Source organism: Agromyces agglutinans (genome assembly GCF_009647605.1).
Taxonomy (GTDB): domain Bacteria; phylum Actinomycetota; class Actinomycetes; order Actinomycetales; family Microbacteriaceae; genus Agromyces; species Agromyces agglutinans.
Genome location: NZ_WJIF01000002.1, coordinates 1 through 20,421, shown reverse-complemented (window position 1 = coordinate 20,421; position 20,421 = coordinate 1). Strand labels below are relative to the sequence as shown.

19 protein-coding genes and 1 pseudogene are annotated in these 20,421 nt (G+C 72.9%); 14 read left to right on the top strand and 6 right to left on the bottom strand.

Going from position 1 to position 20,421, the window contains the following annotated elements:
* Window positions 1-51: 51 nt before the first annotated feature.
* On the top strand, window positions 52-954 hold the full coding sequence (locus GE115_RS03270) for an EamA family transporter (protein ID WP_153683401.1): 903 nt from the start codon (window positions 52-54) through the stop codon (window positions 952-954).
* 14 nt (window positions 955-968) lie between these two features.
* Here GE115_RS03270 and GE115_RS18710 read toward each other — a convergent pair whose 3' ends face one another.
* Window positions 969-1,718 (bottom strand): GntR family transcriptional regulator, encoded by a 750-nt coding sequence (locus GE115_RS18710; RefSeq protein ID WP_312854858.1) that lies wholly within the window; start codon window positions 1,716-1,718, stop codon window positions 969-971.
* 173 nt (window positions 1,719-1,891) lie between these two features.
* Between GE115_RS18710 and GE115_RS03260 the strand changes: the two genes are divergently transcribed.
* The 6 genes from GE115_RS03260 (at window position 1,892) to GE115_RS03235 (ending at window position 8,734) form a co-directional block, all read left to right on the top strand.
* Window positions 1,892-2,818 carry a phosphate/phosphite/phosphonate ABC transporter substrate-binding protein gene (locus GE115_RS03260; RefSeq protein WP_153683400.1) on the top strand — a complete coding sequence of 309 codons (927 nt, stop codon included), beginning with the start codon at window positions 1,892-1,894 and terminating at the stop codon, window positions 2,816-2,818.
* A gap of 73 nt (window positions 2,819-2,891) precedes the next feature.
* Window positions 2,892-3,776: a phosphonate ABC transporter ATP-binding protein gene (gene phnC / locus GE115_RS03255; protein ID WP_153683399.1), complete on the top strand. Its 885-nt coding sequence runs from the start codon at window positions 2,892-2,894 to the stop codon at window positions 3,774-3,776.
* Window positions 3,773-5,530 (top strand): phosphonate ABC transporter, permease protein PhnE, encoded by a 1,758-nt coding sequence (gene phnE / locus GE115_RS03250; protein WP_153683398.1) that lies wholly within the window; start codon window positions 3,773-3,775, stop codon window positions 5,528-5,530. The genes phnC and phnE overlap by 4 nt, the downstream gene beginning before the upstream one ends.
* Complete coding sequence (locus GE115_RS03245; RefSeq protein WP_312854857.1) at window positions 5,527-6,786, top strand: TIGR03364 family FAD-dependent oxidoreductase; 1,260 nt, start codon at window positions 5,527-5,529, stop codon at window positions 6,784-6,786. Before phnE ends, GE115_RS03245 begins: the two co-directional genes overlap by 4 nt.
* Window positions 6,783-7,592: a phosphonatase-like hydrolase gene (locus GE115_RS03240; protein ID WP_153683397.1), complete on the top strand. Its 810-nt coding sequence runs from the start codon at window positions 6,783-6,785 to the stop codon at window positions 7,590-7,592. The genes GE115_RS03245 and GE115_RS03240 overlap by 4 nt, the downstream gene beginning before the upstream one ends.
* A gap of 5 nt (window positions 7,593-7,597) precedes the next feature.
* Window positions 7,598-8,734 carry a zinc-binding dehydrogenase gene (locus tag GE115_RS03235; protein WP_312854856.1) on the top strand — a complete coding sequence of 379 codons (1,137 nt, stop codon included), beginning with the start codon at window positions 7,598-7,600 and terminating at the stop codon, window positions 8,732-8,734.
* Between the two features lies 1 nt (window position 8,735).
* Here GE115_RS03235 and GE115_RS03230 read toward each other — a convergent pair whose 3' ends face one another.
* Complete coding sequence (locus GE115_RS03230; RefSeq protein ID WP_216648738.1) at window positions 8,736-9,677, bottom strand: alpha/beta hydrolase; 942 nt, start codon at window positions 9,675-9,677, stop codon at window positions 8,736-8,738.
* Between the two features lie 152 nt (window positions 9,678-9,829).
* Window positions 9,830-10,906, bottom strand: a complete 1,077-nt coding sequence (locus tag GE115_RS03225; RefSeq protein WP_153683396.1) for an SDR family NAD(P)-dependent oxidoreductase — start codon at window positions 10,904-10,906, stop codon at window positions 9,830-9,832.
* 87 nt (window positions 10,907-10,993) lie between these two features.
* On the opposite strand from GE115_RS03225, the gene GE115_RS03220 reads away from it, so the two are divergent.
* The gene (locus tag GE115_RS03220; RefSeq protein WP_312854855.1) at window positions 10,994-11,590 is read left to right on the top strand and encodes a TetR/AcrR family transcriptional regulator; all 597 of its coding nucleotides are present in this window, start codon (window positions 10,994-10,996) and stop codon (window positions 11,588-11,590) included.
* 76 nt (window positions 11,591-11,666) lie between these two features.
* Window positions 11,667-12,701: a DUF5684 domain-containing protein gene (locus tag GE115_RS03215; protein WP_153683394.1), complete on the top strand. Its 1,035-nt coding sequence runs from the start codon at window positions 11,667-11,669 to the stop codon at window positions 12,699-12,701.
* A gap of 58 nt (window positions 12,702-12,759) precedes the next feature.
* Here the strand turns inward: GE115_RS03215 and GE115_RS03210 are convergent, their stop codons facing one another.
* Genes GE115_RS03210 through GE115_RS03200 form a run of 3 tightly spaced genes read right to left on the bottom strand, consistent with a single transcriptional unit; the run spans window position 12,760 to window position 16,757 of the window.
* Window positions 12,760-14,070 (bottom strand): S8 family serine peptidase, encoded by a 1,311-nt coding sequence (locus tag GE115_RS03210; RefSeq protein WP_153683393.1) that lies wholly within the window; start codon window positions 14,068-14,070, stop codon window positions 12,760-12,762.
* Window positions 14,067-15,419 carry a type VII secretion protein EccB gene (eccB, locus tag GE115_RS03205; protein ID WP_153683392.1) on the bottom strand — a complete coding sequence of 451 codons (1,353 nt, stop codon included), beginning with the start codon at window positions 15,417-15,419 and terminating at the stop codon, window positions 14,067-14,069. The genes GE115_RS03210 and eccB overlap by 4 nt, the downstream gene beginning before the upstream one ends.
* Window positions 15,420-15,422: 3 nt before the next feature.
* Entirely contained in the window at window positions 15,423-16,757 is a 1,335-nt protein-coding gene (locus GE115_RS03200) for an EsaB/YukD family protein (RefSeq protein WP_153683391.1), read from the bottom strand.
* A gap of 182 nt (window positions 16,758-16,939) precedes the next feature.
* Here GE115_RS03200 and GE115_RS03195 point away from each other — a divergent pair, with 182 nt between their 5' ends.
* The 5 genes and pseudogenes from GE115_RS03195 to GE115_RS18475 form a co-directional block, all read left to right on the top strand.
* A complete protein-coding gene (locus tag GE115_RS03195; RefSeq protein ID WP_153683390.1) occupies window positions 16,940-17,257 on the top strand; it encodes a WXG100 family type VII secretion target in 318 nt (105 codons plus the stop codon).
* A gap of 31 nt (window positions 17,258-17,288) precedes the next feature.
* Entirely contained in the window at window positions 17,289-17,579 is a 291-nt protein-coding gene (locus GE115_RS03190) for a WXG100 family type VII secretion target (protein WP_246190529.1), read from the top strand.
* A gap of 117 nt (window positions 17,580-17,696) precedes the next feature.
* The gene (locus GE115_RS03185; RefSeq protein WP_153683389.1) at window positions 17,697-18,089 is read left to right on the top strand and encodes a hypothetical protein; all 393 of its coding nucleotides are present in this window, start codon (window positions 17,697-17,699) and stop codon (window positions 18,087-18,089) included.
* Window position 18,090: 1 nt separating this feature from the next.
* Complete coding sequence (locus GE115_RS03180; RefSeq protein ID WP_153683388.1) at window positions 18,091-19,407, top strand: S8/S53 family peptidase; 1,317 nt, start codon at window positions 18,091-18,093, stop codon at window positions 19,405-19,407.
* Window positions 19,394-20,421, top strand: a pseudogene (locus GE115_RS18475) (hypothetical protein); the annotation flags it as partial. The gene GE115_RS03180 and the pseudogene GE115_RS18475, both read left to right, overlap by 14 nt.

Sequence of the window (20,421 nt, the reverse complement as noted above, 5' to 3'; positions counted from 1 at the left end):
AAGCCCGGAGGATCCCGTTCGTCGCGCCCGCGACGGGCCGAAGGGATCCGGATGTCCGTCACCGCGCTCGTCATCGTCCTGGCCGCCGCCGTCTGCCACGCGGCCTGGAACGTCATCGCCCACGGCGTCAGCCGCATCGGTATGCCGTTCCTCTGGTGGGGCTCGATCGCCTCGACCGTGCTGTGGCTGCCGGTCATCCCGTTCACCGGCGGCCTCGGCGGGGCATCCCTCGGGGAGTTCGCCGTCGGCGTGGTCGGCTCGGCGCTGCTGCACTGCGCCTACCTGCTCGTGCTGCAGCGCGGCTACGCGACCGGAGGCCTCTCGACGGTGTACGCGACCGCGCGCGGCACAGGGCCGATCCTCACCGTGCTGGCCGCGGTCGTGCTGTTCGGCGAGCGGCCCACGCTCGGTGAGCTCGCCGGCATCGCGGTGATCATCGCGAGCGTCGTCGCGATCGGGCTGGCCGACCGGGGGAGCACCGGCGACGCGGCATCCGTGACGTCCGCGGCATCCGCCTCGCCGCGTCATCGCCGCATCGACCCGGCGCTCGCCTGGGGTCTGGTGACCGGCGTCGCCATTGCCGCGTACACCCTCTGGGACGCGCACGCGGTGACCGGGTGGGGCGCCGCGCCGGTCGCGTACATGGTCGGCACGACGGCCGGCGAGGCCGTGCTGTTCTCGCTCCTGCTCGGCGGTCGCCGGCGCGAACTCGGTGCGGTCTGGCGCGCGCACCGGGGCCGGATCGTCGCGTTCGGCGTGCTGTCGCCGCTGGCTTACATTCTCGTGCTGGTGGCCATGACGCTCGCCCCGCTCTCGCTCGTCGCGCCGCTGCGCGAGATGAGCGTCGTGCTCGTCAGCCTCTTCGGCGTGCTCGCCCTGCGCGAGGGCCGAGCGGGCTGGCGCATCGGGGCATCCGTCGCCGTGGTCGCGGGCATCGTGCTCATGACGGGCTGAGGCGCCCGCGGCGGTCAGCCGCCGATCGGGCGGATGAAGTGGCCGCCCGCGGTCGCGCGTCCCGATGCGGCGACGGTGAAGCGCACGATGTCGCTGCGATAGCGGTCGTCGGATGCCTCGAACACGCGGCCGTGGGCGTCCCGGGTGATCCGCCGAAGGCGCAGGATCGGGGAACCCGGGTCGACCTCGAGCAGCCGGCTGTCGAGCTCGTCGGCCGCCACGGCATCGATCTCGTGGTCGACGTCGCTGTAGCCGAAGCCGCGCTCGGCGAGGGCCTCGGTGATCGAGACCGCGTCGAGGTCGTGCTCGAAGAGGCTGCGACCGACCTCCTCGATGAATGTGAGCCGTTCGAGCATCGTCGGCCGCCCGTCGAGCAGCCGCAGGCGCACGACGTGCACGACGAGGTCGCTCGTGCCGATACCCAGGAGTTCGGCGTGCTCCTCGTCGGCGCGGCGCAGGGAGAGCTCCTGGGTGATCGCCCCGGGGTTCGCGCCGAGTTCGCGGGCCCACCGGGTGAACGGGATCGAGACGTCGACCGCCTGGTGCGCCTTGCGTTCGACCACGCGCGCGGGCCGGCCGCGGGTGGTCTCGATCAGGCCCTCCTGGCGGAGCTCGGCGAGGGCGTTGCGGATGGGACCGCGCGAGGTGTTCCAGCGGACGGCGAGCTCGCCTTCGGTGGGCACGTCGTCGCCGGGCGCGAGCTGGCCGCTCGTGATGCGCTGGCGGAGGTCGTCGGCGATCTGCTTGTACACGCTGGAGGACACGAAGGAATACTACTTTGCGCGGTTGCACCAGAGAACCCCGCGGCACCTGGAGTTCACCTCGTTCCCCCTTGAGTGAACAGGTGATGAATCTCACCCAAGTTGGGCATACACGTCGGCCTCGGCCGTGGCAGGCTTCCGGTGTCCTGCCCACCATTCCTGCACGGAAGGCAATCATGACCACCCGCACGTCCCACTCGATGCTCGCGCTGCTCGGCGCCGGAGCGCTCGCGCTCGCCCTCTCCGCCTGTTCCGCCCCCGCCGGCGCCGACGATGCATCCTCCGACGCGGCCGCAGGCTTCGCCGTCGACCAGGACACGCTCGTCTTCGGCGTCGTTCCCGACTCGGTCGACACCGAGACCAACTACCAGGGGCTCACCGACTACCTCGCCGAGGTCACCGGCAAGACCGTCGAGTACCACGAGTCGACCGACTACGCCGCCCTGATCGAGGCCGCCGTCGCCGGCAAGGTCGATGTCGCCTCGTTCGCCGGTTTCAGCTACATCGTCGCCACCAACAACGGTGCCAAGATCACCCCGATCTCATCGATCATCGAGAAGGAGGGCCAGGAGCCGGGCTACTACTCTCAGGCGATCGTGCCCAAGGGCAGCGACATCACGACGCTCGAGGACTTCGAAGGCAAGAAGGTGTGCTTCGTCGACCCGTCGTCGACCTCGGGCTACCTCTTCCCCTCCTACAACCTCCTCGAGGCGGGCATCGATGCCGAGACGGACGTCACTCCCGTGTTCGCAGGCAAGCACGACATCAGCGTCACCAAGGTCGGCGAGGGCATCGAGTGCGAGGCCGGCTTCGCCGAGGACAGCGAGGTCGAGAAGAGCGATCAGGTCGAGGTCATCGCCGAGACCATGGTTCCCGGTGCGCCGATCGTCATGTCCGACACGCTCCCCGAGGAGTTGAAGCAGACCCTGGTGGATGCGTTGGCCGAGGTCACCATCGACGAGATCATCGAGGCCGGCGTCGAGAGTGCCGACAGCGAGGGCTTCCGCTCGGTGTTCTACGCGACCTCCCCGGTCGACGACGAGTACTACGACCTGATCCGCGACATCTGCGCGAAGACGAACGCCCCCCAGTGCCAGGGCTGACCCGGCCCTGAGCGGGCCTGACCCGCTTCGACCCGCACCACGACCCGCACCACCGATCCCCGAAAGCACGCACATGAGTACACCGATCATCCAGGTCGCCGGACTCGACAAGTCCTTCGGCCGCACCATGGCTCTCGACGGCGTCGAGCTCACCGTCGACCGCGGCGAGATCGTGGTACTCCTCGGCCTCTCGGGATCGGGCAAGTCGACGCTCCTGCGTCACCTCGACGGGCTCGAGCGGCCCACGTCGGGATCGGTGCGCGTACTCGGCGAGGAGGTGCCGTCCCTCTCGGGGCGGCGCCTCCGTCGCCTGCGCTCGAGGGTCGGGTTCGTCTTCCAGCAGTTCGAGCTCGTGCCGTCGCTGACGGTGCTCGAGAACGTGCTCACGGGCGCCCTCGCGGGGCTCCGCGGCCCGCGCCTCGGGCTGTGGAGCTACCGCAGGGCGCAGCGCCTCGCCGCACTCGGCCACCTCGACCGGGTCGGCCTGCTCGACCGCGCCTACCAGCGCGCCGACACCCTCTCGGGCGGCCAGCAGCAGCGCGTGGCCATCGCCCGCGCCCTCATGCAGGAGCCCGAGATCCTCCTCGCCGACGAGCCCGTCGCCTCGCTCGACCCCGAGTCGAGCGAGCAGGTCATGGCGCTCATCCGCGAGATCGCGGCCGACGCCGGACTCACCGTCGTCTGCAGCCTGCACCAGGTCGACCTCGCCCTCGGCTGGGGCGATCGCATCGTCGGCCTCCGGCACGGCCGGGTCGTGCTCGACACCGCGACCGAGGGCCTCGGCAAGGCCGAGGTCATGGAGATCTACGGCCGGGTCGCCACGGCGACGTCCGAGCTCGAGGCGATCGAGCGCGAGCTGGCCGCGACGAGCGCGGCGACCGAGGCATCCCCTGGCCTGCGCGACGCCGACGCCGACGCCGACGCCGACCCGGCGCTCGCCGACGAGGGCGCGCGATGACCGCGCTCGCGCCGGCGGCCGCACCGAAGCTCGAATCGATCGCCGCGCGCGCGCCGCGGCGCCGTGCCTCGCCCGAGCGCATCGCCGCCGGGCTGACGATCGTCGCCCTCGTCGCGGCATCCGTGTGGGCGCTCGTCGACATCGACGTCTCGATCGCCGGCATCGTCGACAGCTGGGGCAACGCCGAGCGGTTCTTCGAACGCGTCGGCACGATCACCTTCCCCGAGCCGGCCGAGCTCGTCTCCCTCACGGCCCTCACGCTCGGCCTCGTGCTCACCGGCACGCTGCTCGCCGCCGTCATCTCGGTGCCCGTGGCCTACCTCGCGGCCGGCAACACGACGCCGGGCCCGGCCTGGCGGGCGATCGGCCGGTTCATCACCGTGCTCACCCGCGCCGTTCCCGACATCGTCCTCGCGATGGCATTCGCACTCATGTTCACGCTCGGCTCGCTGCCGGGCATCCTCGCCATCGGCATCCACTCGGTCGGCATGATCGCGAAGCTCTTCGCCGACGCGATCGAGCAGATCGACGAGGGTCCGCGGCTCGCCGTCCGCGCGGCCGGCGGCTCCAAGCTGCAGGAGTTCACGAGCGGCATCCTGCCCCAGGTGCTGCCGAGCTGGATCGCGACGGTCCTGCACCGCTTCGACATCAACCTGCGTCACTCGGTCGTGCTCGGCTATGTGGGCGTCGCCGGCCTCGGTCTCGAGATGTCGCACGCGTTCAAGTCATTGAACTACTCGCTCGGCATCGGCATCGCGATCGTCATGTTCGTGCTCTGCGTGGTCATGGAGATCGTGTCGAGCCTCATCCGCCGGGCCATGCTGGGCGCGCAGCCCACCGGGCGCGGCCTCGGCGATCGATTCGTACGGCGCGTCACGAGCGCGCGTCCGCGCACGCGCTCCACGGTGGCGGATGCCTCGGCCGACGCCCCGGCGAAGGTGGGGGCCGCCTCGCCCGCTGACCTGCAAGCCGTGCTCCGTCGGCCGTGGGACGGCACGCGCATCCGCAACGTCGCGTGGCTCTGGGGGGCTGCCGCGGTCATCGTCGCCGGCGTCGCCGTGTGCGACATCCACTGGGCCGACCTCGTGACCGTCTGGGCGAAGGTGCCCGCGGTCGCCGTGCAGTTCTGGCCGCCGTCGTTCGGCTCCTACGACTGGGCCACCATGTCGGCCGCGCTCACCGAGACGATCGCCGTCGCGCTCGCCGCCACGCTCCTGAGCTTCGTGTTCTCGCTCGTCATCGGCTCGTTCGCAGCGCGCAACGTCGCCCCGAACGGCGGCATCCGAAGCGGTGCGCGACTGCTGCTGGTCGGCATCCGCGGCGTGCCCGAGGTGATCCTCGCGATCCTGCTGATCGTGATCACCGGTCTCGGCTCGCAGGCGGGCATGATCGCGCTCGCCTTCGGCGGCGTCGGCCTGCTCGGCAAGCTCATCGCCGACTCGTTCGAGGAGGTCGCCCGCGGACCCGAACGCGCCCTGGTCGCGACCGGTGCGACGCGCCTGCAGGTGTACGCCTCGGCCACGTTCCCGCAGGGGGTGCCGGCGCTGATCGGCCACGGCTTCTACCTGATCGACACGAATCTGCGCGCGGCGACCGTGCTCGGCATCGTCGGCGGCGGGGGCATCGGCTACTACCTGCTGAACGCGGGCCAGGGCTCGAACTACGACGTGGTCACCTCGATCGTGCTGATGATCCTCGTCGTGCAGCTCGTCTTCGAGGGCCTCGCGGTGTGGATGCGGCGGGTGTTCCGGTGAGCGGCGGCGTCGGGGCCGCCGGTCGCGGCGGAGTGATGCGCGACGCCGACCGGGCCGACGTGGTCGTGGTCGGCGCGGGCGTCGTCGGCCTCGGGGCCGCGCTCGCCGCGGTCGACCGCGGGCTGCGCGTCATCGTGGTCGAGCGGGGCAGCGAGGCATCCGGCGCGTCGATCCGCAACTTCGGGCACCTGTGCGTGACCCCCCAAGCCGGTGTCGCGCTCGAGTACGGGCGCGCCGCGCGGGAGATCTGGCGACGGCTGGCGCGTGAGGCCGGGGTGTGGCTTTGCGAGTCCGGCACGTTCGTCGCGGCTCGCGCCGACGACGAGCTGGCGGTGCTCGCGGAATTCGCGGCCGCGCATGCGCCCGCCGCCGGCGCGGCTGACGCGGGCGCGGCCGGCGGCGGAGCGGCCGCCGACGGCGCGGCCGTCGAGCTCCTCGGCGCCGCCGAGTTCGAAGCGCGCGTGCCCGTCGCTGCCGGCAGCGTCGTCGGCGGGGCACTCCTGCCGGCCGACCTGCAGGCGAACCCGCGGCAGGCGCTCGGCGCCGTGACCGCGTACCTCGCGGGTCGCGGGGTCGACTTCCGCTTCCGCACGGCGGTCGGCCGAATCGAGCCGGGTCTCGTCTCGACGAGTCGCGGCGACCTCGTCGCCGGTCATGTGGTCGTCGCCGTCAACCACGACGTCGATCTCCTGTTCCCCGACGTCGCCGAGCGCGAGGGCATCGTGCGCTGCGGGCTCGACATGCTGCGCGTCGCGGCCGACCTGCGGATGCCCCTCGCCGCGCCCCTGCTCACCGGGTGGTCGCTGCTCCGGTACGGCGCCTTCGCGGGCCTCGCCTCGACGGCGGCGCTGCGCGATCGCCTGCACGGCGAGCGGCCCGACCTCGCCGCCATCGACCTCAACCAGATGTACACGCAGCTGCCCGACGGCACGCTCATCGTCGGCGACACGCACTACCGGGGCCGGACGGTCGCCCCGTTCCAGTCGGAGGCCGCGGCCGACGCACTGCTCGAGGAGGCCCGACGGCTGTTCGGCACCACCTCGCTTCGGGTGCTCGAGCGCTGGCAGGGCGTGTACGCGAGCGGCCCCGACGACTACCTCGACCTCGAGGTGCGCCCAGACGTGCACCTCGCCGCCGCGACGACCGGTATCGGCATGACCACGGGATTCGGCTTGGCCGAGGCCGTCGTCGCCCGCTTCGCGGGGCCGCGGGCGGACCTCACCTCATCCAGCATCCAGGAAGGCTCCACCAGATGACCATCGACACCAGCCCGGCGACCGAGGCGGCGACCGCGCCCGCGCCCGCGGGAGCGAGCGCCGCAGCCACCGCGATCGCGGGCGCGAGCGCCGCCGTGCCGCACCCGACCGCGCGCATCGGCGACCGCCCGGTCGAGCTCGTCGTGCTCGACATGGCCGGCACGACCGTCCGCGACGACGGGCTCGTCGAGCGGGCGTTCGCGCTCGCCGCGGAGCGGGCCGGGTTCGCGCCCGAAGGAGAGGAGCGCGAGCGCGCCCTCGACTACGTTCGCGAGACGATGGGCCAGTCGAAGATCGCCGTGTTCCGGGTGCTGACCGGCGACGAGGAGCTCGCGCAGCGGGCCAATGCCGAGTTCGAGGGCGCCTACGCCGAACTCGTCGGCGAACTCGGGGTCTCTGCCATCGACGGCGCCCTCGAGACCGTGCGCCTGCTGCGCGCCTCCGGCGTGGCGGTCGCGCTCACGACCGGTTTCGCGCCGTCGACGCGCGACGCCCTGCTCGATGCGCTCGGCTGGCACGACCTCGCCGACGTCGCCCTCGCCCCGGCCGAGGCCGGCCGCGGCCGGCCCCACCCCGACCTGCCGCTCACGGCGCTGCTGCGAACCGGCGCGGGCTCGGTCGGCTCGATGGTGGTCGTCGGCGACACGCAGAGCGACATCGGCTCGGGCCTCGCCGCGGGCGCCGGTCTCGTCGTCGGCGTGCTCACCGGGACGCACGACCGCGCCGAGCTCGAGGCGGCCGGCGCGCACGCCGTCATCGACAGCGTCGCCGACCTGCCGGCGCTGCTCGGCCTCGACGAAGCGTAGTCGCCGTGCCGACCCTCGCTCGCGGACGCGAGCAGGAACTGCTGGTGACCCCGACGCCGACCGCCATGGTGTGGTCGGAGCCCGGACGGGCGCACGAGCCGATCGCGGTGCCCGGCATCCGGCTCGCCGAGGGCGAGGTGCTCGTCGAGGTCGAGCTCGCCACGGTCTGCGGCTCCGACGTGCACACGGTGCACGGCCGGCGTTCGCAGCCGGTGCCCTCGGTGCTCGGCCACGAGCAGGTGGGCCGGGTGCTCGCCGTCGGCAGTCGCGACGTGCTCGCCCACGACGGCACACCCGTCGCGCCCGGTGACCGCATCGTGTGGACGGTCACGGTCAGCTGCGGCGCGTGCGACCGGTGCGATTCGGGGCATCCGCAGAAGTGCCGGTCGCTCGCGAAGTACGGCCACGAGCGGATGCGCCGCGGCTGGGAACTCTCGGGCGGGTTCGCCACGCACGTGCAGCTGCGCGCCGGCACGGGCATCGTGCGCGTGCCCGAGTCGATGCCGGCCGAACTCGCGGCCCCGGCGGCGTGCTCGACCGCGACCGCGGTCGCCGCCCTCGACGCCGCATCCCGTGTGCCGCTCGAGGGCACCACCGTGCTCGTCGGCGGCGCCGGCATGATCGGGCTCGCGGTGACCGCGATCGCGACCGAGGCCGGCGCCGACGTCGTCGTGATCGACCCCGACCTCGAGCGTCGCGCGACCGCCCGACGATTCGGCGCCGAGGCGACGCTCGACCCGGGCGACGACCTGGCGTCCGAGCTCGCACGCCGCGGTCTCGGCGAACCGCTCGTGGCGATCGAGGCGTCGGGCGCGGCGCCGTCGGTGCAGCTGCTGCTCCGATCGATGGGCGTCGGAGGCATCCTCGTGCTCGTCGGCAGCGTGTCGCCGGGCCCGCGCGTCGAGCTCGATCCCGAGGCGGTCGTGCGGGGGCTGCTCACCGTGACCGGCGTGCACAACTACCGCACGGAGCACCTGCAGCGTGCCATCGACCACCTCGCCGGCAACCGGGGTGCGCCGCCGTTCCACGAGCTCGTCTCGCGGTCCTTCCCGCTCGCCGACCTCGACGACGCGCTCGCCGCCGCGGCGACGGGCGCGCACGTGCGCGTGGCCGTCGACCCGAGGCGCGCGCGCGGCGCGTAGGTCAGGCTCCCGACTCCTCGGCGATGGCGAGGCCCGCGCGCAACGCGTCGGCCTGCGCGCGCCAGAACTCGCGCGAGACCCCCGCCTTGCGCATGATCGAGTCGAAGCCGTGGAACGCGCCCTCGATGACGAGCAGCTCGCAACCGACCCCGGCCGCCTGCAGGCGGAACGCGTACGCGCAGTCCTCGTCGTGGAACAGGTCGAGGGATCCGACGCCGATCCACGCCGGAGGCAGCCCGGTCAGGTCGGCGCGCCGGGCGGGGGCGGCGTACGGAGACACGTCCGCCGCGCCGGGAGGTCCGCCCAGGTAACTGGTCCAGCCGAAGCGGTTGCTCGCGGGCGTCCAGCCGCGCACGCCGCGCGTGTCGAGGTCGGTGCGCAGCACCGTGCGGTCGTCGAGCATCGGGTAGACCAGCAGCTGGAACGCGGGTCGCACCTCGCCGCGGTCGTGCGCGTAGAGCGCCAGGCCGGCCGCGAGGCCGCCACCGGCGGAGGCGCCGCCGATCGCGATGCGGCCGGGATCGACGCTGCGCGCGGCCGCCTCGCCGAAGAGCCACGTGAGCGCCGAGTACGCGTCGTGCACCGCGGCCGGCGCCGGATGCTCGGGTGCCAGTCGATACCGCGGCGCGACGACGAGCATGCCGAGTTCGCGGGCGAACGCGATGCTGGATGCCTCGTCCTGCTCGGGATCGCCGATCAGGAAGCCGCCCCCGTGCAGCCACAGCAGCGCGGGGGAGCCGGGTGCGCGCCCGGCCGGGTCGTAGACGCGCACCTCGACGTCGGGCGCTCCGTCGGCGCCGGGCACGGTGAGATCCTCGATGCGGATGCCCGCGACGGGCGGCATCTTCGGCCGCGGGCGACGCAGGACGCGGAGCAGCCCCGGCGAGAAGGAGAACTTCGGGATGAACCTCGCGGCCGCGAGGTCGGGGTGGAACCGGGACACGATGCTCCTGATCGGTAGGGTCCGAAGACCCTACCCCGCTCGGCTGGGTGGCCTGGGGCGGGTTGTGGACAGCGGGAATGCGGCGCGCCCCGACTCGCGGGAGCCGGGGCGCGCGTCGGCCGACGAGCGACCGGGGTGCCTGGAACCGGTCGCTACGCGACCGACCAGCCGCCGTCGGAGGCGAGCACGACGCCGTTGATGTTCACGCCGTCGTCGCTGAGCAGGAAGGTGATCGACGCGGCGAGGGCCTCGGCCTCCGCGGCATCCGGCAGCACCGTCATCGCGAGGCGCACGCGCTCGGCGCCCAGCGGCGACGCGAACTTCGCCTCGATGTTGGTGATGGTCGCACCGGGGGCCACGGCGTTCACGCGGATGCCGCTCGGGCCGTACATGAACGCGGTCGACTTGGTGATGCCGACGACCGCGTGCTTCGACGCCGTGTAGGCGACGCCGGCCGCCGAGCCGCGGAGGGCGGCCTCGGACGCGGTGTTCACGATCGAGCCGATGCCCTGCGCGAGCATGGTCGGGATCACCGCGCGGCTGAGCTTCATCGTGCCGTCGACGTTCACGCGCATGACGCGCTCCCACACGGCGTCGGTGACCTCGCCGAGCGGGGTCATGTCGTCCATGATGCCGGCGATGTTCGCGAGCCCGTCGATGCGGTCGCCGGCTGCGGCGACGATCTCGGCGACCTTCGCCTCGTCGGTGATGTCGGCCACGAGGGTCACGACGTCGGCGGCGGCGTGATCGGCGGCGAACTCGTCGAGGCGCTCCTGCGAGACGTCGACCGCGATGACGCGGCCGCCTTCGCGGGCGATGCGCGACGCGGTGGCGCGACCGATGCCCGAGCCGGCGCCGGTCACGATGATCGTCTTGCCGGAGAAGCGGCCGTCGCTGATGCGCTCGACCCACTCGGGGCGCTCGACGGGCGGTGCGGATGCCTCGGCGCCGGCCTCGGGGCCGTGGTCGGCGGTCTCGGCCGCGGCGGGCGCGCCTTCGGGCACGTCGCCGGCGGCGGCGCGCGCGACGAGGGCGTCGACGGCGTCCTGGCTGAACTGGCCCTTGCTGAGCTTGATGAGACGCTTGAGGGCGAGGCGGCTGACGGGCTTCAGCACGCCGGCGTCCTGGCCGGACTGCGCCAGCAGGTCGCGGAGGATCGGTCCGCCGACGGGGCTGTCGAGCCAGGTCTTGATCGAGTCGTCGCCGGTGAGAGGCTTGGTCGTGCTCATGCGAGTTCCTTCTTCTCGGGGGGTCGGGTTCCGCCGCACGTGTCGGCGATACACCGGACAACATTGTCCGGTAGTACGCTAACACCCGTGCCTGAGAGCCGGAAGGGAATCGGCACCCGCAAGCCCAACCGCGGGCCGAGCGCGGGTCCGGGCAATCGCCGCGCACTCATCGCCGCCGCTCGCGAGGTGTTCGCGGCCGACGGGCTGCAGGCGCCGTTCAGCTCCATCGCCAAGCGCGCCGGCGTCGGCCAGGGCAGCCTCTACCGGCACTTCCCCGACCGGCTCTCGATCGCCGTCGCCGTGTTCGATGAGAACATCGACGAGCTCGAGGCATCCGTCGACCGCCCCGAAGCGACGCTCGACGACCTGTTCGACGCGATCATCGAACAGGCCGCGGTCTCGACCGCGCTGATCGACCTGATCTGGGAGAACCGGCACGACGCACGCGTCGCCCACTTCACGCAGCGGCTCGCGCGGCTCGCGGAGTCGCTCCTGGACCGCGAGATCGCCTCGGGCCGCGTCGGCGACCACGTGCACACCTCCGACGTGCTGCTGGTCGTCACGATGCTCGCCGACCTCACCGCGCGAACGGATGCCGCCGACCGCCGCACCGACGCGCGCCGCGCGCGGGCGCTCATCGACCTCGCGTTCGAGCCGCGATCGGGGGCGGCCGGCGAGGAGTGAGGGCGTCGAGCGCTGGGACCTGCACGGAAATCCGCCCGGCACTCCGCTTCAGCGCGACGCATGAAAGAATCCGGTGGTGAGCGTTCTCGCAGTGGATGGATCCGGTGTCGTGCCGGACGTCTCGGCACTCGGGCCGGCGCTGTTCGCGATGGTCGCGGCCGCATTCGTCGTCTGGCTCGCGCTCTACCTCTGGACCGGCTTCGCCCTCTCGCGGCTCTTCGCGCGCACCGGCGGGGAACCGTGGAAGGCGTGGGTGCCCGTGCTGAACGAGGCCGAGGTCTTCGCCCGCGGCGGCAAGCCCGCCTACTCGCTCGTGTACTGCCTCATCCCCGTCGTCGCGATCTACGGGCTCGTGGTGCGCATCGCCGCCGTTCACCGGATCAACGAGCGCTTCGGCCGAGGAGCGGGCTCGACCGCGCTCGGCATCGTGCTGCCGCCCGTGTGGATGTCGGTGCTCGCGTGGGGGCCCGAGCCGGCGCCCGAGCCCGTAGGCGGTCGCGTGCCCGAGGCCCTCGACGAGGCCATCGATCCGGCGACCGCGTTCGCCCCACGGGATGCCTCGGGCTACGCGATTCCCGTCGCCACGCCGATCGAGGTGCAGCCGCTCGAGCCGCAGGGTGTCGTGCCTGCGGTACCGGGATCGGTCCTTCCGGCGCCGGGCATGGGGTCGGAGCCGGTCGCTGCCGCGCCGGTCGCGGTCCCGGCCGCCGCGCCGGTTCGGCCCGCCGCGGTCGCGCGTCCGGTCGCCGCCAGCCCAGCGCCCGCGCCGCCCGCGGCCCGGGCGAACTGGCGGGTCGAACTCGCCGACGGCACCGCCTTCGACCTCGCCGCGCCCCGCATCGTGCTCGGGCGCAACCCCGAGCCGGCGACTCCCGACGAGCAGCGCATCGCGCTGCCCGACCACACCCGCACGCTGTCGAAGACCCATGCACGGCTCGCCTACACCGACGGCGCCTGGCGGCTCGTCGACCTCGCCTCGACCAACGGCAGCCGCGTCGTCGACGCGAGCGGCTCCGTCCTCGAGCTCCAGCCGGGCGAGCCGGCCGTGGTCGGCGAGCGCTTCAGGCTGGGCGAGGTTGAGCTGCGGCTCGCCTACGAGCTGGTGCCCTGACCGAGCCGGAACCGCCTACGGCTCCGCGGTGCCCCGCTCACGGCTGCGCCGTACGGGCTCACGGCTCGGTGTCGACCTCGCGGCTGAGCAGGCCTCCGCGGACGTCGGCGAGCGTGGGCGTCGCGGGCTCGGCACGGCGCCGGCGGAGCACGAGCAGGCTCCCGAGCGTGCCGAGCGCCGCCACGGCGATGACACCCGTGACGAGCAGCAGTTCACGCGTCGCCTCGAACGGGGACGGTCCGTGGTCGGGCTCGACCGCCGTGCTCGCCGGCCGCACGGCGCTCGCGCTGGTGTCGAAGAAGGGGCTCGCCGGGCCGCGGGTGTCGGGTGCGGGCAGCAGCGCGATCGCGTCGTACGGCTGCACGACGCCCCACCCGAGCGCGTCATCGCGGCGGTCGGGGTCGGCACGGGTCGCGCTCGCCATCAAGCGGTACTGCCAGCCGTCGGGGCCCTCCTCGGGGTGTGCCCCGGCGACGAGGGCGGCGGCGGCGGCGGCGTACGCCGTCGCGAAACTCGACGAGGGGGTGTCGGCTGCGTAGAGGCAGTCGCCGGCTCCAGTCGCGGAGGTGAGCACGTTCTGGCCGGGGGCGGCCACCTCGACGTGCGGGCCGTGCACCGAGGCATCCGTCGCCTGGCCCGACGCATCGCTGGTCGCGACCGCGAGTGCTTCGGGGTACGCGGCCGGGTAGCGGGGGCCGTCCTCGGTCGAGGCCGACGTCGTGCGATTGCCCGCGCTCGCGACGACGAGGCTTCCCCGTGCGTGCGCATAGGCCACCGCGTCGTGCAGGTCGCCAGACTCGGGCACGTCGCTGAGCGAGACATTGACGACCTGCGCGCCCCGGTCGGCGGCGACGCGGATGCCCGCCGCGATCCGCTCGACCGTCGGGCCGAAGCCCGCCTCGATCGACTCGTCGTCGCGCCCGCGGAACACGCGCACCGAGAGGAGGCGGGCATCGGGGGCGAGTCCCCGCACGCCGGAACCGGGCACCTCCGCGGCCGCGATGATCCCGGCGATCGCGGTGCCGTGGCCGTCGAGGTCGCTGAGACCGTCGGCCCGCTCGCCGTCGCCCACGAGGTCGACGCCGCCGGTCAGCACGGGAGCGAGGTGGGCGTTGCCCGCGTCGATGCCCGAGTCGACGATCGCGACGAGCACGCCGTCGCCGGTCGCGCGACCCCAGGCGAGCTCGGACTGGAGCAGGGCGAACGCCGGCGGGGTCTGGGGGGTGTACGCCACGTTCCCCGGCTCGCACTGGCCCGCGGCGAACGCGTGCGAAGCGGCGCCCAGCGGCGTCGCGGTCGCCGCCGCGGCGACGATGCCGCAGGCGATGCCCGCGAGCGCCGCCAGCGCGGCGAGGCGGCCGCCCGTCATCCGCCGTCGGCCGATGCCGGCTCGGCCGTATCCGCCGCAGCGGCGGGCGAGAGCGCCGGGCCCGTCGGGAAGAAGGCGATCCACGCGTTCGTGACCGGGGTGACGTCGTCCTCGCCGTAGCCGAGGCGCTGCAACGGCTCGGGGTCGCTGCCGGGCACCGGGAATGCCGTGCCGGTCGCGTCGATCACGAACGTCGTCGTCGCTCGGTCGGTGCCCGACCCGCCCGCGGCGACGACGGCGCCCGCGCCGCGCTGCATGGCGACCGCGCCCGCGGCGGAGACATCCGGCAACTCGCGCTCGGCCATGCCGAGGCGGGTCGTCGGCGCCTCGCCCGAGGTGTCGAGCACCGCGCACGGGATGTCGCCGGCCGAGAGCTCCCCGAGCACGTCGGTCGGCCAGTCGGCACCGCCGGCGCGAGCGGAGGCGGTGGTGAGCCCCGCGATCTCGGCTGGGCTGATCTCGCGCGCCTCACCGAGCTCGGCGCCCGTGCCGAGGAGGTACAGCTGGTAGGCGAGCGGGCTGAGCGGCGCGAGCTCGCCCGCCGCCGTGACGAGGTAGCGGTCGGCTTCGGGGCTGCCCGCGGCGTGCACCGCCTCGCCGACGCGCAGGCTCGTACCCGTGACCGGGGCGCCCGCGCCGTCGATCACGAGCGGAGCGAGCGGCTCGCCCTCGGTGTAGAGCTCGAGCCAGCGGCCCTCGACTTCGCGCTCGCCGACGGTGCCGAGCCCGGCCGCGCGCAGCACGGCGCTCACCTGCTCGTCGTCGACGGCGTAGCGACGATCGCCGGCGACGACGAAGGCCTCGTCGCCTCGGGTGACCGCGAGACCGACTCCGGCGGCCGGGGCCGCGACCGGATTCGAGGACAGCGCGACCACGGAGGTGCGCCCCTCGGGCAGGCAGGCGGCCCAGGCGTCGTGGATGAGGGCGCTCGGCTCGGGAAGCTCGTCGGGGGCGCCCACGATGCCGATCGACCGGCCGATCTCGATGCCCGAGAGCGTGCCGCGGTCGGTCGTGATCACCTCGAACTGCCCGGCGGGGATGAGCAGCCGCGCGCTCGCCGTGTTGACCACCGGGTAGAGGACGCCCTCGATGGAGACGAACCTGGCACCGGTGTCGCCGGCGACGATGAGCCGGTTGTTCTGCCAGTCGTTCGGCAGGCCCGGGCGGATGAGGCCGTAGAACACGCCGCCGAGCACGAGCATGACGCTGAGCACGATGCCGGTGATCACGGCGATCAGCGGCTTCGACGGCTCGAGCTCCTTGCCTCCGGGCGCGCCGCCCGTGAACGCCGTGAGCAGCCGGCGGCGGCTGAACGTCTGCGCCTCGATGAGGTCTTTCTTCGTCGCCATCGCCTACGCGAGCCCGGCGGTCAGGACGCCGAGCGGCAGCAGCAGCGCGAGCGCCACGAGCTCGGCGGTGTCGGCCAGGCGGGCGAGTCGGAGCCGCGCGCGGGGGCTGAGGAGCGTGAGTCCCACGAGCAGCGCCGTCGTGGTGAGCAGGACGACCAGCAGCCCGATGCGCAGGTCGGGCTGGCTGAACACCACGGTCAGCCCGGTCACGGCGAGCCCGACGGCTCCGAACGCCATGAGCGCGAGCACGCCTCCGCGCGCGTGCATCTGCCGCGACTGGAACATGAGGCCGACGAACGCGAGCGCGCTGAGGAGCGCGCCCACCAATCCGGATGCCGCGACGAGCGGCGTGGCGACGAGCATCGCGAGTGCCAGCGCGATGCGGAGCGACGTCAGCGTGCGGGCGCCCGCGACGGCGCGACGGGTGACCTCGTCGGGGTCGACCGGGTGCGGCGCGTCGAAGATCTCGGCATCGCTCTGCGGCGAGATGACCCGGATTCGGGTCGAGCTCATCGCGAGCCACGGCAGGCCGTTGGAGAGCGTGCCGGCGGCGGCCACCATGATCGCCCACGGCCCGATCGGATCGCCGCCGAGCACCGCCGCGATGAGCCCGGTCAGGCCGAGCGCGGTGCCCAGCGCGATCGGGGCGAACTGCAATTCCGGTCGGTCGGGCGCGAGGGCGAGTGCCGCGCCGCCGACGAGACCGAGTCCGAGACCGGCAGCCGCGAGCGGCCACCCCCACGGTTCGGCGGCCGGGACCGCGATGAGCCCCGCGAGGCCCCCGTAGGCGGCCGCGGCGAGGGAGAGGGCGTGGCTCGCCTCCGACTGCCCGAGGCGGCCGAGCACGGCACCCGTCGCGAGCAGTACGAGCGCGCCGGCTCCGGCGATGACCGCGGCCAGCGTCGAGTCGGCGCCCGACGTCAGCAGCAGGAGGGCGCACAGCGCGAGGAAGGCGAGGCTGATCGCGAGCGCGGTGCGCGAGCTGTCGCGCGGCGTCCATGCGCCGTGCTGCGACGCGGTGGCGTCGATGACCGCCTCGACGATGTCGTCGTAGACCTTGGGCTCGGCGATGAGGCCGCCGCGCACCAGGGTGAGCAGCTCGCCGTCGTGGACGCCCTGCACCAGGGCCGCTCGGGCCGAGTCGAGCACGGTGCCGTCGGCACGCCGCAACTGGTAGCCGGTGTGCGCGAGCGTGGGGTCGAGGACCCCGATGCTGCGCGCGAAGCCGGGGATGAGCTCGACGAGGGGGACATGGGCCGGCACGCCGACATCGAGCCGGCGATCCTCGCTCACGATCGACAGCCTCAGCACCCCGGCGGCAGCGGCGTTCTGTGCCATGCACCTTTCCTGACATCCACGGGCAGCCTGCGGATGCGGGCGCCGCGCGAACACTCTACGGGAAGCCCATCTCCGCTTCGCGGCGATCCGGGCCGGATGGGTACCTCTCCCCATCTTCGTGGGATTCGAAAACGGGGTACGCTCTCCTCGTCCGTGTCGTGTAGGGGTGAAAGGAGCGTGAGATGGCTGATCAGATCTCCGCAGAAGAAGGCGCGCTGCGCCGGGGTGCGCAGGCTGTCAACGAGGCGAAGGGCGCCATCGACCAGAAGGTCAAGACGGTGCGCGGTGAGATCGAGCAGGTGAGCGCGTACTGGACCGGTGCCGCCGCGGGCTCCTACACCCAGCTGCTCAACCGCTGGAACGAGGAGACCACCAAGCTCAACCAGGTGCTCGTGACGCTCGAAGATGCGCTCGCGGGAACCGAGCGCGACCAGGCCGCCACCGAAGACCAGCACCAGCAGACCATCTCGGGCCTCGGCTCGATGATGTCGGGCGCCTGAGCGTTCGAGAGACGGGAGAGAGCAGATGAACATGCAGTCCATGTCGGTCCGGCCCGAGCAGGTCAACGCGCTCGCCGGCCAGATCCGCAACGGTGCGAACGGAATCCGGTCGGACCTCGAGCGCCTCGAGTCCGAGGTCGGCAAGCTCCGCGCGTCGTGGGGCGGTGAGGCGCAGGCCGCCTACGACCAGGCGCAGGCCAAGTGGACCAAGTCGCTCGCCGAGCTGCAGTCGCTGCTCGGGCAGATCGCGACGAAGACCGAGCAGATGTCGGGCGAGTACGTCTCGGGCGACAACGCTTCGGCGAAGCGCTTCTCGATCTGAGTCGAGGCTTTCGAGCGGGTGGGGTGCGCGGCGATTCGCCGTGGCACCCCATCGCCACGTTGACTGCGGCCGTGAGGTCGCCACAGATGTTCGTCCAGGAGTTGAGGGGAATCGACGATGGGTGCCTCTGAGATCTCGGTGCAGCCCGACCAGGTGTTCGCCGAGCTCGTCGCCGTGCTGAACAGTCTTCACGAGATGCCGGATCCCGCGGCGGTCTCACGCACCGACGGTGCGGCCGCGTCCGAGAGCCCCGCGGCGCAGGAGTTCCGGCGTGCGCTCAACGGACTCGGCATCCAACTGGGCCGCACCGTGCGCGCGACGGTGGAGTACATGGCCGAACTGTCCGACCAGATCCGAGCGGCCGTGAAGCAGCAGGTCGAGCTCGACGCCTCGTTCGCCGACGAGGCGAAGACGATCACCGGCGTGCTCGACTCCCTCGACGACTACTTCCCCGATATCGTGCAGAAGAAGGCGCCGACGGTCGGCGGTCGCGACATTGCGCCGATCTGACGTGCAGGGGCGGAACATCGCGCGGCTCGCTGCAGGAGTCGCTCTGGGTGCTGCGCTCCTCGCGGCGTCCCAGCCGGCCATCGGCGCTGAGAGCGAGGCGCCGGGTGACTGGTACTTCACCGCTTCGGGCATGCAGGAGTCGCTCGATGCCGGCAACGACGGCGCGGGAGTGCAGGTCGCAGTGATCGACGGCCAGATCAATCCCGATGTGCCGACCCTGCAGGGGGCCGATCTCACGATCGCGCCGTCGATCTGCTACGACGAGGCCGGCAACCCGATTCCGCCCACGACGGACGAGATGGAGGGGGCGCACGGGACGAACTCGGTCTCGCTGATCGCCGGCGCCGGGGCCGGGTACCCGGGACAGGTCGGAGTGCGGGGCGCGGCACCGCGGGCCCAGGTGACCTATTATTCGGTCGGTCCGGACAGCGAGCTGCTCGACCCCTTGTGCTTCGACCGGCCCGGTTCGCAGCGACCCGGTTCGCAGCGTGGTGTGCCCGAGCGGTTCGAACAAGCGCTCGACGACGGGGCGGACATCGTCTCGATCCAGATCGAGTCGTCGGATACGATCGACCCGCTCCTCGTGGCCCGTGCAATGCGCGAGGGCGTGATCGTGCTGCAGAGCCTGTCGAACGAACCGTTCGATGACTGGGGTACCGGCGGTCTCGCCTCGATGAACGGTGTGGTCGGAGTGCAGGCGATCGACGCCTACGGCGATCCGCAGAACGGCGCCGGCTCCACCGATCCCGGCGTGGACGTGGCGGCGCCCGGCGTGGGAATGACCGCGCAGGGCGGGCCGGGGGCGGAGTCCTGGGAGACCCAGACGATCCAGTCGGGCACCTCCAACGCGGTGCCGTTCACGGCGGGCGTGCTCGCGGCCGTGTGGTCGAAGTACCCGGAGGCGACCGGCAACCAGATGATCCAATCGCTGATCCGCAACACCGGCGTCGAGGACCACGAGCTCGCGCGCGACGACAGCCTCGGGTACGGCATCGTGTCGCTGCGCCACATGCTGCGGGTCGATCCGACCCAGTACGACGACGTCAACCCGCTGATCGTCGACGACCGCGAACTGCAAGGGGCGGGAGGTGTCGAGACGGTCTACCAGCCGACCTATCTCGAGATCTTCCCGGAGGCAGCCACACCCGAACCGACCGAGCCGCCGGCGTCGGGCGACCCGTTCGAGGCGCTGCTTCCGGTCTTCGTCATCGGGGGAGCGGTCGGGGCACTGGTGCTCGTGGGAGCGATCGTGCTGGTCGTCGTGCTCACCACACGGAACAAGCAGAGGCAAGGGGAACGCAATCATGGGAAAGCATGAAGACGAACTGAACGCCGTCGCCGCAGCGGGCGAATGGCAGATCCCGAACCTCGCCGGGTTGAATGTCGCGCTCGGCATCGTCCGCAATGCGATCACGCAGCTCGCCGAGAGCGATTCGTGGAAGGGCAACGCCGCAGACGGCGCAGCCGCGCAGCTGCACAAGCTCGACGCCGACATGAAGCGGGTCCAGGTCACGCTCGAGGACGCGCAAGGGGTCATCGATGCGGCGAACGCCTCCCGCAGCCGGGCCACCGGCGCGGTCGCCGAACTGCCTTCGGCCGACGTCGACCCGTTCTGGGAGAACCTCGCGCGCGGCGGTTCGGCGGTCGTGCACCCCGTGCTCGGGCCGCTCGCAGCCGATACCGCGATCGACGCGATCGAGGGATGGCTCGGCGGGCAGCGTGAAGATGCCGCGAAGGCGGCCCTCGAAACCATGCAGGCCGAGACCGCCCAGCATGCGGCGAGGCTCGACGCGCAGAAGGCCGTGATCGCGGAGATCACCGTGAACGACCTCAACGCATCTGACGTTCCCGACGACAAGGATTGGACCTTCGGGCCCGATGCGCCGAGCCCGGAGTTCGACCGGTACGACCCGGGCTGGAACGGCCCCGGCTACGGGCCCGGCGCCGGTTCGCGGCCGCCCGGATACAGTGGCCCGTCCGTCGACGGTTCGATCGTCGGCACTGCTCCGATCCTGCCCGGGGGCCCCGGCGGCGGCGGTGGCGGCATCGGCGGTGGCATCGGCGGCGGCATCGATCCGGTTCGCCCGACGCTGCCCGGCGGCCCGGGCATCGGTGGCCCCGGAATCGGCGGTCCCGGTGTGGTGCCGACCCTTCCCGGCGGCGGGCCCGGCGGCTCCGGCGGCCCCGGCGGCTCCGGGGGACCCGTCGGCCCCAACCTGCCCGGGGGCCCGGGCGGCAGCGGTACTCTGCCGGGGCACGTCCCCGGTATCGGCGGCGGCGGGGGCGGCGGCCTCCTCGGCAGCGTCGGCGGCGGTGCCGCCACCGCGGCGGC

Bases quoted from the DNA above. Each gene is read 5' to 3' on its own strand.
- phnE (WP_153683398.1), top strand. From the start codon at position 3,773: ATGACCGCGCTCGCGCCGGCGGCCGCACCGAAGCTCGAATCGATCGCC.
- GE115_RS03240 (WP_153683397.1), top strand. From the start codon at position 6,783: ATGACCATCGACACCAGCCCGGCGACCGAGGCGGCGACCGCGCCCGCG.
- GE115_RS03190 (WP_246190529.1), top strand. From the start codon at position 17,289: ATGCAGTCCATGTCGGTCCGGCCCGAGCAGGTCAACGCGCTCGCCGGC.
- GE115_RS03195 (WP_153683390.1), top strand. From the start codon at position 16,940: ATGGCTGATCAGATCTCCGCAGAAGAAGGCGCGCTGCGCCGGGGTGCG.
- GE115_RS03260 (WP_153683400.1), top strand. From the start codon at position 1,892: ATGACCACCCGCACGTCCCACTCGATGCTCGCGCTGCTCGGCGCCGGA.
- eccB (WP_153683392.1), bottom strand. From the start codon at position 15,419: ATGGCGACGAAGAAAGACCTCATCGAGGCGCAGACGTTCAGCCGCCGC.
- GE115_RS03185 (WP_153683389.1), top strand. From the start codon at position 17,697: ATGGGTGCCTCTGAGATCTCGGTGCAGCCCGACCAGGTGTTCGCCGAG.
- GE115_RS03210 (WP_153683393.1), bottom strand. From the start codon at position 14,070: ATGACGGGCGGCCGCCTCGCCGCGCTGGCGGCGCTCGCGGGCATCGCC.
- GE115_RS03270 (WP_153683401.1), top strand. From the start codon at position 52: ATGTCCGTCACCGCGCTCGTCATCGTCCTGGCCGCCGCCGTCTGCCAC.
- GE115_RS03200 (WP_153683391.1), bottom strand. From the start codon at position 16,757: ATGGCACAGAACGCCGCTGCCGCCGGGGTGCTGAGGCTGTCGATCGTG.
- phnC (WP_153683399.1), top strand. From the start codon at position 2,892: ATGAGTACACCGATCATCCAGGTCGCCGGACTCGACAAGTCCTTCGGC.
- GE115_RS03225 (WP_153683396.1), bottom strand. From the start codon at position 10,906: ATGAGCACGACCAAGCCTCTCACCGGCGACGACTCGATCAAGACCTGG.